Annotated in this window: 13 protein-coding genes and 2 riboswitches; of the genes, 8 read left to right on the top strand and 5 right to left on the bottom strand. The window is 32.4% G+C overall.

Annotated elements, in window-relative coordinates:
* Positions 1-41: 41 nt before the first annotated feature.
* The 5 genes from CKL_RS08890 to thiS all read right to left on the bottom strand — a co-directional run bounded on the left by CKL_RS08890 (position 42) and on the right by thiS (position 5,153).
* Complete coding sequence (locus CKL_RS08890) at positions 42-1,271, bottom strand: O-acetylhomoserine aminocarboxypropyltransferase/cysteine synthase family protein (protein WP_012102205.1); 1,230 nt, start codon at positions 1,269-1,271, stop codon at positions 42-44.
* A 73-nt stretch (positions 1,272-1,344) separates the two neighbouring features.
* Positions 1,345-3,660: a sulfurtransferase TusA family protein gene (locus tag CKL_RS08885; RefSeq protein ID WP_012102204.1), complete on the bottom strand. Its 2,316-nt coding sequence runs from the start codon at positions 3,658-3,660 to the stop codon at positions 1,345-1,347.
* A 42-nt stretch (positions 3,661-3,702) separates the two neighbouring features.
* Positions 3,703-4,113, bottom strand: a complete 411-nt coding sequence (locus CKL_RS08880) for a M67 family metallopeptidase (RefSeq protein WP_012102203.1) — start codon at positions 4,111-4,113, stop codon at positions 3,703-3,705.
* Between the two features lie 4 nt (positions 4,114-4,117).
* Complete coding sequence (locus CKL_RS08875) at positions 4,118-4,948, bottom strand: HesA/MoeB/ThiF family protein (protein WP_012102202.1); 831 nt, start codon at positions 4,946-4,948, stop codon at positions 4,118-4,120.
* On the bottom strand, positions 4,938-5,153 hold the full coding sequence (gene thiS, locus CKL_RS08870) for a sulfur carrier protein ThiS (protein ID WP_012620526.1): 216 nt from the start codon (positions 5,151-5,153) through the stop codon (positions 4,938-4,940). Before thiS ends, CKL_RS08875 begins: the two co-directional genes overlap by 11 nt.
* Before the next feature lie 266 nt (positions 5,154-5,419).
* A riboswitch (SAM riboswitch) is annotated at positions 5,420-5,524 on the bottom strand.
* A gap of 126 nt (positions 5,525-5,650) precedes the next feature.
* Between thiS and CKL_RS08865 the strand changes: the two genes are divergently transcribed.
* The 8 genes from CKL_RS08865 to CKL_RS08830 all read left to right on the top strand — a co-directional run bounded on the left by CKL_RS08865 (position 5,651) and on the right by CKL_RS08830 (position 13,670).
* Positions 5,651-6,688: an ROK family protein gene (locus CKL_RS08865; RefSeq protein WP_012102201.1), complete on the top strand. Its 1,038-nt coding sequence runs from the start codon at positions 5,651-5,653 to the stop codon at positions 6,686-6,688.
* 98 nt (positions 6,689-6,786) lie between these two features.
* Positions 6,787-6,895: riboswitch (SAM riboswitch) on the top strand.
* 278 nt (positions 6,896-7,173) lie between these two features.
* A complete protein-coding gene (locus CKL_RS08860; RefSeq protein WP_012102199.1) occupies positions 7,174-8,229 on the top strand; it encodes a sulfate ABC transporter substrate-binding protein in 1,056 nt (351 codons plus the stop codon).
* Between the two features lie 30 nt (positions 8,230-8,259).
* A complete protein-coding gene (gene cysT, locus CKL_RS08855) occupies positions 8,260-9,078 on the top strand; it encodes a sulfate ABC transporter permease subunit CysT (RefSeq protein ID WP_012102197.1) in 819 nt (272 codons plus the stop codon).
* 11 nt (positions 9,079-9,089) lie between these two features.
* Positions 9,090-9,917 (top strand): sulfate ABC transporter permease subunit CysW, encoded by an 828-nt coding sequence (gene cysW, locus CKL_RS08850; protein ID WP_012102196.1) that lies wholly within the window; start codon positions 9,090-9,092, stop codon positions 9,915-9,917.
* 1 nt (position 9,918) lies between these two features.
* Positions 9,919-10,977 (top strand): sulfate/molybdate ABC transporter ATP-binding protein, encoded by a 1,059-nt coding sequence (locus tag CKL_RS08845; RefSeq protein ID WP_012102195.1) that lies wholly within the window; start codon positions 9,919-9,921, stop codon positions 10,975-10,977.
* Positions 10,978-11,058: 81 nt separating this feature from the next.
* On the top strand, positions 11,059-11,673 hold the full coding sequence (gene cysC, locus CKL_RS08840; protein ID WP_041700954.1) for an adenylyl-sulfate kinase: 615 nt from the start codon (positions 11,059-11,061) through the stop codon (positions 11,671-11,673).
* Positions 11,674-11,677: 4 nt separating this feature from the next.
* Entirely contained in the window at positions 11,678-13,369 is a 1,692-nt protein-coding gene (locus CKL_RS08835; RefSeq protein ID WP_012102193.1) for an adenylyl-sulfate reductase subunit alpha, read from the top strand.
* Positions 13,353-13,670 carry a 4Fe-4S dicluster domain-containing protein gene (locus CKL_RS08830; protein WP_012102192.1) on the top strand — a complete coding sequence of 106 codons (318 nt, stop codon included), beginning with the start codon at positions 13,353-13,355 and terminating at the stop codon, positions 13,668-13,670. The genes CKL_RS08835 and CKL_RS08830 overlap by 17 nt, the downstream gene beginning before the upstream one ends.
* Positions 13,671-13,683: the final 13 nt, after the last annotated feature.

Genomic DNA, 13,683 nt, shown 5'->3' with positions numbered 1-13,683 from the left:
TACTAAACCTTCGAACTTTCAATGGCAGTAATGAATAAAAATTAAATGTATTTTAAAGCATTTTCAATATCTTCAAGTATATCTTCAACATCTTCTATTCCTACGGATAAACGGAGCAAATCATCATAAACTCCCATCTGTTGTTTCTCTTCATCAGTGTTATTAGCACATATGGTGGAAGAAGGGTGAATTATTATGGATTTAGTATCACCTATATTTGTAAGGTTTAAAATAAGCTTTAAATTATCTAGAAATTTAAAGGCTTTTTCTTTACTTCCAAGCCTGAAAGTTAAAATACCTCCACTTCCATTTGAATAATATTTTTTTATTAAATCATAGTATTTTGAGTTTTCAAGACCCGGATAATTTACATCAGTTATTTTACTATTTTGCATTAAATGTTCAGCTACAGTTAAGGCATTTTTACAATGTTCCTTCATTCTAAGAGAAAGAGTCTCTATTCCCGTAAGATTTAAAAAAGCATTAAAAGGGGATAGGGCAGGACCTATATCTCTTTCTATGGTATCTTTTAACTTAGCTGTAAAGGCCATTTTTCCATATTTTTTAGTATAAGGTCTAAAATTTTCATATTTTAAATCCATATATTTGTTACTGCCGCCATCTACTATAATGCCTCCTATGGAATTGGAAGTACCATTTATATATTTTGATGTAGAGTGAATTACAATATCTGCTCCATATTCCAGAGGTTTTACAAGGTAGGGAGTAGTTATTGTAGAATCTATCATTAAAACTATATTATTTTCTTTGCAAATTTTAGATACAGAGTCTATATCCAAAACATCTAATTTGGGATTTCCTATAGTTTCAGCAAAAACTAACTTAGTATTTTTATTTATAGCTTCTTTTAAAGTTGCTTTATCTATATTTTCTAAAAATCTTACCTTTATACCTAATAATTTTAAATTTCTTATTAATGTATAGGTTCCTCCATATAAACTGCTGGAAGCAATTATTTCATCTCCAGGTTCTACTATGTTCATTATTGAAATATAGATGGCACTCATACCAGAGGCAGCAGAGGTGGCTATTAAACCATTTTCTATACTGGCAATTCTTCTTTCAAAAGAAGTAACTGTGGGATTTGATATTCTTGTATAGGAATATCCCATTTCCTTGCCTTTAAATATATTTTCCAGCTTTTTTGCACTAGTATGGGCATAGGCATTTGATAAATACAAGGGAACATTGGTAGCACCTGTTGCATCTGTTTTTAAATTTCCGTGTATAAGCTTAGTATTGAATTTCATAGTTTCACCTCAATTCATTACAACTGACATAATCAAATATAATTATGTCAGTTGACTGACTGTGAATTTGATATTATTTTTCTACAACTAAAAGATTATAACCTTCATAATTCCTATCTATGGAAACTATCTTATGTCCTTCTTTTTTTATGCTCTCCGGCACATTTTTTATTGGATCACCATCGTCTATATAAAATCCTCTTTTTTGTCCTGGTTTAATTTTGGATAACTCAATTTTAGCTTTTACAAAATTCATAGGACATTTTATTCCTCTAAAATCGATGATTTCATAGTCCTTTTTTTCTTCAGGTTGTTTTCCATCGTCAAATGGTGTATATTTCTGTTCTTCCTTAGGAAGAGTTATTTCCAGCTTCCCATTTAAGGATTCATACATAGACTCAACTTTTTTATATAAATATTCTATTTCAGAAAATTTATCAGATATATTTTCTAAATCTCCAAGTTTGTAATCTATAAGATTTTCAAATAGTTCTTTTATTGAAGATTTAACATAACCTGTGTATATAAAAGCTTTTTCAAATTCTTTGAATATTTCCCTAGGTTTATTTGTATCTATTCCTCTAAGTACCAGAAGGGTTCTCGCAGAAGATACAGCAGAAGAATATAAATCCTGTTGGTTTTCAGATTTTTTATATTTAGCAAGGGAAGATTTAGCATTTGATAAATCAAGTTTAATTACATCCATTACTCCGCTGCTGCATTCTCCAGGACCTCTGTTTTTCAAGGAGAATTTTTCACAGGCTCCAAAATCAAAGAAAATATCTGATTCACTAGTAAATTTTTCTATGTGGCTATATTTTTCTATTAATTCTTTTATATCAGAAGATTTATCAGCTAAAAACTCATAGAAGTCATCATGATTTGAATTAACTTTTAGTTTTGATAGCTCATGAAGAAATTCAGGAACTTTTTTAGCTGGAATATCTCCAAAGGCATCTCCCATTCTGGCACATCCTGAACCGACTTTTCCCCCTAGAGAAACAGAGTACATAGGTATAAGTCCTCCTTCGGTTCTTCTAGCTCTTCCATGAAGTCCTATCTGTCCTTTTTCATGTTGGGCACAGGAGTTAGGACATCCTGATATATATAATCTTGGAAGAGAGGATTTTATTTCTGGAGAAGTATTTTTAAACTCTTCTTTTATGGCAGTTAAGAGATTTTGTGAAAGACAAAGGCCTAACTGACATGTGGAAGCTCCAACACAGGTGAGAGAATTATCTATATTATAAATAGAAGTAAAATCTTTAATTATATCGATTAATTTTTCAGCATCATTTTCTTTGAGATCTCTTATAAAAAATCCCTGAGTATTTGTAACCCTGATTGAGGTTTCATAATTTAAGTTTTTAACAAAGCCAAGTATAGCATCTAAATTATCTGTACTTAAATGACCGCTTTGTGGATGTATATAGACAGAATAATATCCTGACTGTTTTTGAGGAAATAATATATTTTTTAATTCTTCAGATACAGCTGCTTCTTTTACTATATCTGCCGAGGTGCTTAATATAAACTCATTTTCATCTACATCTACATCTAGATTTACAGATGACTTTAATTTATCTACTTCTTCGTTAAATAATTGGATGAATTTTTCCTGTCCAAGTCTTTTAACTATAAATCTTATTCTAGCTTTGTTTTTATTGGTTCTGTCTCCTTTCTTTTCAAAGAGATTTTTCATGGCCTGTATATAGTAGAGAATATCCTTTGCTTCTATAAAATCCCCTAATTTCAGGGATACTGAGGGGCTTCCTCCAAATCCACCGCCTCCATACAATTCAAATCCTTTTTTATTATTCAATATTTTAGCTATAAATCCAAGATCCGATACTGTAGCATTTGCGGTGTCTTCATTACTATTTGAGAAAGCTATTTTGTATTTTCTAGGAAGATTCATTGTAGTTGGATCTTTTATTAAATAATTAGTAGCAGCTTTTACATAAGGAGTTACGTCAAATACATCATCTAATGAAACACCGGAAAGAGGGGAACATGCTATATTTCTTACAGTATTTCCTCCAGTACCTTTTGTAATAATTCCCACTTCTATAAGGGATTTCATTATAGGGTATACACTTTCTAAATTGATACTTTGAAATTGAATATCCTGTCTTGAAGTAAATCTGATTTTACCCTGGGAATATTTTGCACCAAGTTCACCTATGCACTTAAATTGTTCTAAGCTTATAACACCACCGGGTATTCTTGTTCTTACCATATAGGTTTCCTTTTCTCTTTGTTCATATACTCCCATGGAAACTCTAAAAGCCTTGAATCTCAAAGGGTCTATTGTAGCTAGTTTATATTGTTCTGATTTATCTTTAATGTCTTCTATAGATTTATAGTTTTCTTCATTTATAGCTATCATATAAATATCACTCCCACTAATTTACTTTTTGAAAATGTGAAACTATCTTATAGTATAGTTTAGTTTTTCCACATTTTTGTCCTTATCTATTTTAAATAGATTAAATACGTGCTCAGGTTTTTCAAGTGATAAAATTCCGTATAATATTTTAGTATCGAAAGCGAGTCTTTTATCTTCTTCAGAAGGTCTGGAGGGAGAATAAGGATGTGAATGATAGTTCCCGATGATCTTAAGCCCTGCATTCCTTATAAATCTTAAAGCATTAAACTGTTCTTTGGGATCCATAGAAAAGTGTTCACTGCTTTTATCTATATTTGTTAAAGGATATATTTTTTTTATAAATATATCCTCTCCGGATATGATTCCTGACAAATATCCGCAGCATTCATGAGGAAATTCATTTTTTGCTTGTTCTACAATCTTTTCATATTCTAATTTATCTATATAAATCATATAATCACCCTTTCAACTCTCCTGTTTTTAAGTCGCAGGCTGCTTGTTCATAATCTATAAGATTTTTTATGGTAGGATGTTGTCCACATACTCCACAGTTTTCATTTTTACCTAATTTTATTTTCCTAAATTCCATAGTAAGTGCATTGTAAGTTAAAAGATATCCAGCTAAATTATTTCCAAGATTAAGTAAATATTTAATTGCTTCTGTTGCCTGAAGAGTACCTATTATCCCTCCCATAACACCGAGTACTCCTGCTTCTCTGCAGGTAGGTACTACTCCGGCAGGTGGTGGTGATTGAAAGATACATCTATAGCAAGGTGTACCATTGTTTGGTATATATGTGGTGAGTTGCCCATTAAATCTTATTATTCCCGCATGGGAAAAAGGCTTCTTAGAAAGTACACAAGCATCGTTTATTAAAAATTTAGCTGGAAAATTGTCGGTACCATCTATAATAAAATCGTAGTTTTGATCTTTTATAATGTCTAAAATATTACGAGAATCTACCAATTCATTATAGGTAATTACATTTACATCAGGATTTAAACGATTTACAGTTTCCTTTCCAGACTGAACTTTAGATTTTCCCACATCTCCAGTTTCATGTATTATCTGTCTTTGAAGATTGGAAAGGTCCACATTGTCTCCGTCTACAAGCCCCAGGGTTCCTATTCCTGCAGCTGCAAGGTACATAGCCGCAGGTGCTCCAAGGCCTCCAGTTCCAATTATGAGTATTTTGGAATTAAGAAGCTTTTCTTGACCCTCTACTCCAACTTCTGATAGTATTATATGCCTTGAATATCTTTCTATTTGTTCTTCACTATAATCCAAAAGTCCCACCACCCATAAAATACAAGAAATCTATTTTGTCATTTTCTTTTAGTACAGTAGTCGAAAAGTTAGCTCTGTCTATAAATTCATCATTTAATTGCACGGAAACCATATCTGGCATTTCCACATTTTCAATTTTTAAAAGTTCTGTTACTGTTAATCCATCCTTTATTTCTTTAGGATCTCCATTTATTTTTATGTTCATAACGTCCTCCTTGTTATTTTGATATTAAATAGCATAAGAAAATTTACACTATTTAATGTTTTAACCGTTTTGGTAAAAAGAAAATATAAACTTATCCAAAAGCTGTAATTTAGTTAACACCCTCAGCTTTTTCAAAGTGGTAAACAAGCGCTATTGCCCTCTAGATAGGTTATTTACATGAGCAAACTTCCCCCGAACTGTAAAAACTTGATAACTAAAATAAAAACCTCCTTGCCATGAGTTACAAGAAAGTCTTTCATTCAAGTTTCTCATCTGTCAAGCAAATACATGCCTGCTGGAATTAGCACCATTGAAAACAATAAGGTTGCCGGGTATCACAGGGCCAGTCCCTCTACCTCTCTTGATAAGAATTTAATATTTAATTATTTAAATACTAACATACTAACATACTTAAATTAATCCTGTCAATAATATATTTTTCATTGTTATGCTATTGACATAGCCCTAGGTTTCAGTTTATTATAGGGGTAAGTTTTTTGTATTTGATTTTTAAAGGTATGATAATTATGGTGGACAATTATAGATTATTTAAAGATTTAAACCCGGATGAAAAAAACATATTTAATTTAATTCAAAAAGATGGAGCCATGACTAAGAATGAAATCCTGCTTAGAACAGGAACGAAATTGACTTCATTAAATCGTATTATGAGTCCTCTTGAAAAAAAGCGAATTATAGTACAAAAGTGTATAGGAGAATCCACAGGAGGTAGAAAACCTATACTATATGATATAAACCTGTGCAGATTTTATATTATAGGTATAGATATATCTAAAACTCATGTACAAGTTTCCATAGTAAATTTAAGAATGGAAATTTTCTACAAGAAGAGTTTTTATGTTAATTCTTCCAATTCATATAATGAAGTTGTGGAAAAAATTGTAAGAATTATAAGTGATGCTTACATAGAATTAAGTTTGGAGCTTATTGATCTTATTGGAGTAGGACTTGGAATTGAAACAGATGTCTGGAATGATGTGAATATAGACGAAATACTTGAAAAAAAATTGAAATGTAGTATAGTTAGTGAAAATGGTGCAAATTCAGCTGCTATTGCAGAGTATTTATATGGCAGTGGGAAACAATTTAAAAATCTAGCTTATTTTAATTGTGGATTGAGAGTAAGGGAAGGGACAATTTTACAAGATAGAATTATAAAAACAGCAGATGATAATGAATATGCTTTTGAGCATATGGTTATAAATACAAATCAAGATGTTGATTTTAATAAGGTATGCCTTTCAGTTCAAAAAAACAATGAACTGTCTGAAAAGATAATTTTTGATGCTGCCTCTAAATTGGGAAAAAGTATGGAATTTTATATTGATTTATTGGATTTAAATTGTGTTATATTAAGTGGACCTTTAATTAATTCGAATTTATTTTATGAAACATGTGTAAGATATGTTCCTGAAAAGGTTATTTTCAAAAGAGATGGATATTTTAAAGAGGATGCAATTTCAATAGGGGCTGCGGCTTTGCTTTTGGAAAGGTGCATTGACAGTAAAATATAATAAAAATAAAAAGATAAATTATAATAAATAAAATTTTATGTTGACAAAGCATTTTAAAAGTTATATTATGTACGTAAATTAAAAATGAATTAAATAACTTCTTATCAAGAGAGGTGGAGGGACTGGCCCTATGATGCCCGGCAACCTGAATGTATTTACATTCAATGGTGCTAATTCCAGCAGGTAATATAACCTGAAAGATGAGAGACAATAGGATACAGCTTCTTATGGGTTCTCTCCATAGGAAGTTTTTTATTTGGACTGACTAGAAAAAGGAGGTTAAGTTAGCATTAAATTTTAATATGAAACAACAAAGACTTATATACTTTTTACCAAAACAGCAAAAAGTATATGCTGACAAAATTATTTTGACTTGAAAAAATAACGAGAAAATTGTGAATAAATTATGTATTAAGTTAAAATACTTAGATTTTGATGAGTATTTTGATAAAATAAAACTTTTTTAAATTAAAGGGGGATTCTTTGTGAAAAAATTTAAATTTAGCATTTTAATTTCATTGATTGGTATTTTTATACTGGCATCTTTTACAGGATGCGGAAGTCAAAGTACCACTAATACTGAGGGATCATCAAAAAGTGAAAAATCAGTTGAACTTCTGAATGTTTCTTATGATCCTACAAGAGAATTATATCAGGAGTACAATAAAGCCTTTATTAAATATTGGAAAGAAAAGACTGGACAGGATGTTACAATAAAACAATCTCATGGTGGATCAGGTAAACAAGGAAGATCAATTATAGAAGGACAGGAAGCAGATGTTGCTACTTTAGCATTGGCTTACGATATAGATGCAATTCAAGAGGCGGGCCTAATTAATGAAGGATGGCAGAAGAAGTTTGAAGATAACAGTTCTCCTTATACCTCCACTATAGTATTTCTTGTTAGAAAAGGCAATCCTAAACAAATAAAAGACTGGGATGACCTTGTAAATGAAGGAATTTCCATAGTAACGCCAAATCCCAAAACATCCGGTGGTGCCAGGTGGAACTATCTTGCAGCATGGGGATATGCTTTAAAGCAAAACAATAATGATCAGGATAAGGCAAAAGAATTTGTGAAGAAGTTATATGGAAATGTGGCAGTATTGGATTCAGGTGCAAGAGGTGCTACAACTACTTTTGTTGAAAGAGGAGTTGGAGATGTTCTTATAGCTTGGGAAAATGAAGCTTTCCTATCTGTAAAAGAATTGGGAAAAGATAAGTTTGATATAGTTGTGCCTTCTATGAGCATACTTGCAGAACCACCAGTAGCTGTGGTAGATAAAGTAGTAGATAAAAAAGGTACTAGAAAAGTGGCTGAAGAATATTTGAAATACCTGTATTCGAAGGAAGGACAGGAAATAGCTGCGAAGAATTACTATCGTCCTAGAGATGAGGAAATTGCTAAGAAATATGAAAACCAATTTCCAAAAATTAACTTATTTACAATAGATGATTTATTTGGTGGATGGACCAAGGCTCAAAAAACTCATTTTGAAGATGGAGGAACATTTGATCAGATATATCAGCCTAAACAGTAATACTATAGCAATACAGGAAGGAGGTATAAAATGGTTAAAAAGACAAGAGTTATCCCGGGCTTTAATGTATCTATGGGATTGGCTATTTTATATTTGAGTTTAATAGTTTTAATTCCGCTCAGTACAATATTGATTCAAACATCTAAAATGGGATTTGATGATTTCATAAGAACTGTAACAAATCCAAGGGTGATAGCATCATATAAGATAAGTTTTGGATGTGCATTTATAGCAGCCGGCATAAATGCTGTTTTTGGATTGATTATTTCCTGGGTACTTGTACGATATGATTTTCGTTTTAAAAGATTTCTGGATGGATGTATAGATTTGCCCTTTGCTCTTCCTACAGCTGTTGCAGGTATTTCACTTACAACACTTTATTCAAAAAATGGATGGATTGGCTCTGTATTAGCTAAATTTGGCATACAGGGATCCTTTTCCACATTTGGAATTACTGTGGCATTGATATTCATAGGAATCCCCTTTGTTGTACGTACAGTGCAGCCGGTTTTAGAAGATTTAAATGTTAGCATAGAGGAGGCAGCTTCTATTTTAGGTGCATCTAGAATACAGATTTTTTTCAAGGTAATATTTCCACAGCTCATTGCTCCTCTTTTAACTGGATTTTCACTTGCTTTTGCAAGAGGAATAGGTGAATATGGATCTGTGGTATTTATAGCTGGAAATAAACCTATGAAAACTGAAATAGCTCCTCTTTTGATAATGACCAAGCTTGAACAGTTTGATTATTCGGGAGCAACAGCCATAGCTTTGGTTATGCTTGTATTTTCATTTTTTATGTTGTTTATTATAAATTTAATTCAATGGAGAGCCAACAAATATGCATAGGGGTGAGAAAATTGGAAAAAGGATACTATACTAAATCTAGTGTAATTAAGTATTTACTCATAGCAGCAACTATAATATTTTTATTTATAATGCTGGGGATGCCGCTGATACTTATATTTATAGAAGCCTTTAAAAAAGGTAAAGATGCATATATGATGGCTATTACAGAGGAAAATACTATTTCGGCTGTGAAACTTACTTTAATAGCTTCCGGCCTGGCGGTTATTTTAAATACTATATTCGGGACAATAATGGCATTTACTGCAACAAAATTTAAATTTCGAGGTAGAAATTTCTTAATTACGCTTATAGATCTTCCATTTGCTATTTCGCCGGTTATAGCTGGATTGATATATGTACTGACTTTTGGAAGAGGCGGTTTATTTTATAATTTTCTATTTCAACATGATATAAAAATAGTTTTCGCACTACCTGGTATAGTACTGGCTACGATATTTGTAACTTTTCCTTTTGTGGCCAGGGAAATAATACCTCTAATGATTACACAGGGAACTGATGAGGAAGAAGCGGCAGCTTCCATGGGGGCAAATTTGTGGACAATATTCACAAAAATAACACTGCCCAATATAAAGTGGGGACTTCTGTATGGAATAGTATTGTGCAGTGCCCGTGCTATAGGTGAATTTGGAGCTGTTTCTGTGGTTTCCGGACATATAAGAGGAGAAACTAACACTTTGCCACTGCATGTAGAAATATTATATAATGAATATCAATTTTCTGCATCTTTTGCAGTATCATCAATTTTAGTATTTATAGCTATTGTGATTTTAATTTTGAGGAATATTATTGAGTGGAAAGTGAAAAAAGAGGTGAAATAATATGTATGTTGAAGTCAGAAACCTTAATAAAAATTTTGGAAGTTATGAAGCATCAAAGAATATATCCTTTGGGATAGAACGAGGAAAGTTGATAGGACTGCTTGGACCAAGTGGAAGCGGAAAGACTACAATACTTCGTATAATTGCAGGACTTGAGACTGCTGATAGCGGAGAAATTTATATTGATGGAAAGTTAGTCAATGATATATCTCCAGGAAAAAGGGGAATAGGGTTTGTTTTTCAAAATTATGCTCTTTTTAGAAATATGACGGTATATCAAAATATAGCATTTGGACTTTCTATTAAGAAGGAAGATAAGAAATATATAAAAGAAAGAGTTACAGAATTGATAGAACTTATTGGGCTTAAAGGTTTGGAAAAAAGATATCCAAGTCAATTGTCAGGAGGTCAGAAACAAAGAGTTGCTTTTGCAAGGGCCATTGCTCCAAAACCGCAGTTGCTCCTTCTTGATGAACCTTTTGCTGCTATTGATGCAAAAGTAAGAAAAGAACTTAGAACCTGGCTCAAACAGATGATACACAAATTGGGAATAACTAGTGTATTTGTAACCCATGATCAAGAAGAAGCGGTGGAAGTGGCAGATGAAATTATAATAACTAATTTGGGAAGTATTGAGCAAATAGGCAGTGCGGTTGAAATATATAAAAATCCCCAAACTGCTTTTGTAGCAACATTTGTCGGCGAATCAACTATTATTAAGGATTTTAGTGAATTTAAAGCATTTAAGCGGCTTCCATCGGGAGCAAAAGCTATTATAAGACCTGAATTTGTTGAAATTGGAAGAAAGGGCGAAATACAATCTGAGCTTGCCTGTGACAAAGGCACTATTACAGATATTTCTTTTGCAGGTTCCAACTGGGTAGTAACTGTCAAAATAGGAAATACTGAAATTTCAGGAGTTTATTCGCTGGAAAAGGACAATCTCAATTTAGGCGAAGAAGTAACTGTTCTTGTGCACAGATTATATTTATTTAATGATAATAAAGTAGAAATTATTGAAAACAATTTGAAATCTGATATTACATCTGCATATATATAAAGTACTTTTTACATGGCGGGGGTATAAGCAGATAAACTATAAAGATGCTTTAGTTCATAAATGGTGAAAAGTTTGAGAATAATGGAGGGATTTTTATTGAATGTGAAATCAACTAACATATCATGGCACAGAGCATTGGTAGATAGAGAGATGAGAGAAAAATTGCTTGGACAAAATGGAATTCTTATATGGTTTACTGGTCTTTCGGGATCTGGAAAATCTACCATAGCTTCTGAACTTGAAATGAGATTATATAATATGGGAAGGCTCACTTATCTTTTGGATGGTGATAATGTAAGGCATGGTTTAAATTCCAATCTTGGATTTACCAAAGAAGACAGAATTGAAAATATAAGAAGGACAGCAGAGGTATGTAAACTGTTTGTAGATTCTGGGATTATTACAATTTCAACTTTTATATCTCCATTTAAAGATGATAGAGACAAGGTCAGGAAATTACTTGGGAAAGATTTTGTAGAGGTATATGTTGATTGTCCTCTTGAAGTTTGCGAAAGCAGAGATCCAAAGGGAATATACAAAAAGGCTAGAAATGGTGAAATAAAGGATTTTACAGGTGTGGATTCTCCCTATGAGGTACCTGATAATCCTGAAATTGTTGTATCTACCAATTTGGATACTGTTCAGCAATGTGTAAATAAAATATTGGACTTTTTGTCTTGTAAGGTACAGGAGTGATTAAATGGAATTCGTGGTTAAAGAACTGCATACTGATGTATTAATAATAGGTGGAGGTACGTCAGGCTGTTTTGCAGCGTTTAGAATAGCTAAAAAGTCCCCAGAAACAAGTGTCCTTATTGTGGAGAAGGCTAATATAAAAAGAAGTGGATGCCTTGCAGGTGGGATTAATGCTTTAAATGCCTATATAAATGAAGGTGAGACCCCTGAGTCTTTTGTAGATTATGTGAGAGAAGAATTTAATGGAGTCATAAGAGAGGATTTGGTATATACCATAGCAAAAAAACTCAATAGTGTGACCCGTGAGATGGAGAATATGGGACTTCCTATTTTAAAGGATTCAAAAGGAGAATATGTAAAGAGAGGCAGGAGAAGTATAAAAATAAATGGAGAAAATATTAAACCCATACTTTCAAATGCAGTGGAAAATCAAAACAGCATACATGTGTTGAATGGAGTAAATATTATAGATTATATACAGAAAGAGCAAAAAATTATAGGCGCCTATGGATTTTCCATTCACCACAAAGAATTCTATGTAATACATGCAAAAGCAGTAATATGTGCAACAGGAGGGGCATCAGGCATATATAAACCTAATAATTCTGGATTTTCAAAACATAAGATGTGGTATTCACCTTTCAATACTGGAGCTGGATACGCAATGGGAATAAGAGCAGGGGCTGAAATGACAACTTTTGAGATGCGATTTGTTGCATTGAGGTGCAAAGATACTATAGCGCCTACAGGAACTATAGCTCAGGGAATAGGAGCTTATCAGGTGAATGGCAAAGGCGAAGAATATGTGAGAAATTACGGGAAACCTACAACTATAAATAGACTTTATGCTACTGTAATGGAAAACAAAAAAGGTAATGGGCCATGTTTTTTAAAGATTAATCATATTACCAAGGTTCAGAAAGATGACTTGATAAAAGCTTATCTGAATATGGCACCGTCCCAGGCACTAAAATGGATAAGTAAAGATGGAATTCCACAAGTGGAAGATGTGGAAATCGAGGGAACTGAACCATATTTGGTGGGAGGTCATGGTGCTAGTGGATACTGGGTGGATACAAAAAGAGCTACAACTTTGACAGGACTCTATTGTGCAGGTGATGTAAGTGGAGGAAGTCCCAAAAAATATGCAACAGGGTGTTTTGCAGAAGGTGAGATTGCAGCAGATTCAGTGCTTAATTATATTAAAAACGTAAATATTGAGTATATAGATAAAGGAATTATAGAGAATAAACTTAGTGAAGTAAATAGATTCTTTGAAAACAAACAAAATTTTTATGGTGTTTATGAGTTGGAAGAAGCTATGCAGAAAACTATGGATGAATATGCGGGAGGCATATCGCAAAATTATAGCTATAATATAGAAAAATTATGTAGGGCTGAAAACAGGATAGAGGAGCTGCTTGAGATGAGCAGAGGACTAAAAGCCGGAAATTTCCATGAGCTATTATTTATATATGAATTAATTGACAGGTTGTATATATGCAAGGTTATTATAGCCCATTTAAAGGCAAGACGTGAAACAAGGTGGAAATGTTATCAGCAAAATAACAATTTTCCTCTTAGAGATGACGAAAATTGGGAAAAATATGTTAATTCCGTGTATAAGAAAGGAAAGGTGCATATTATATTTAGAAATATAGTAGAAAGGGATAAAATATATGAGCATAAAAATTGATAGGGAAAGTTGTATTGGATGCCTTAAATGTAAAAATGTATGTCCTGGAAATCTTATATATGCAGATGATCATGGGAAAGCATATTTAAAATATGAAAGTGACTGCTGGGGATGTACGGCTTGTGTAAAAGAATGTGCAAATGGTTCAATTAAGTATTATTTAGGAGCAGACATAGGCGGTAATGGTTCCTATTTGTATGTTAATAAAAATGGAGATGAATTAAAATGGCATTTAATAAATGATGATAATAATGTTGGAATTACAATAATGACCAATAGAAAAGAGTCAAATAGATATTAGAAAGAGGGAAATA

Source organism: Clostridium kluyveri DSM 555, from assembly GCF_000016505.1.
Taxonomy (GTDB): Bacteria; Bacillota; Clostridia; order Clostridiales; family Clostridiaceae; genus Clostridium_B; species Clostridium_B kluyveri.
Note: the sequence above shows the minus strand (reverse complement) of the source record. Positions and strands in the feature narration are given on the sequence as shown.

Excerpts from the sequence above, each read along its gene's own strand:
- CKL_RS08890 (WP_012102205.1), bottom strand. The coding sequence starts at position 1,271 with ATGAAATTCAATACTAAGCTTATACACGGAAATTTAAAAACAGATGCA.
- CKL_RS08880 (WP_012102203.1), bottom strand. The coding sequence starts at position 4,113 with ATGATTTATATAGATAAATTAGAATATGAAAAGATTGTAGAACAAGCA.
- CKL_RS08830 (WP_012102192.1), top strand. The coding sequence starts at position 13,353 with ATGAGCATAAAAATTGATAGGGAAAGTTGTATTGGATGCCTTAAATGT.
- CKL_RS08885 (WP_012102204.1), bottom strand. The coding sequence starts at position 3,660 with ATGATAGCTATAAATGAAGAAAACTATAAATCTATAGAAGACATTAAA.
- CKL_RS08835 (WP_012102193.1), top strand. The coding sequence starts at position 11,678 with ATGGAATTCGTGGTTAAAGAACTGCATACTGATGTATTAATAATAGGT.
- CKL_RS08845 (WP_012102195.1), top strand. The coding sequence starts at position 9,919 with ATGTATGTTGAAGTCAGAAACCTTAATAAAAATTTTGGAAGTTATGAA.
- cysC (WP_041700954.1), top strand. The coding sequence starts at position 11,059 with ATGGAGGGATTTTTATTGAATGTGAAATCAACTAACATATCATGGCAC.
- thiS (WP_012620526.1), bottom strand. The coding sequence starts at position 5,153 with ATGAACATAAAAATAAATGGAGATCCTAAAGAAATAAAGGATGGATTA.
- cysT (WP_012102197.1), top strand. The coding sequence starts at position 8,260 with ATGGTTAAAAAGACAAGAGTTATCCCGGGCTTTAATGTATCTATGGGA.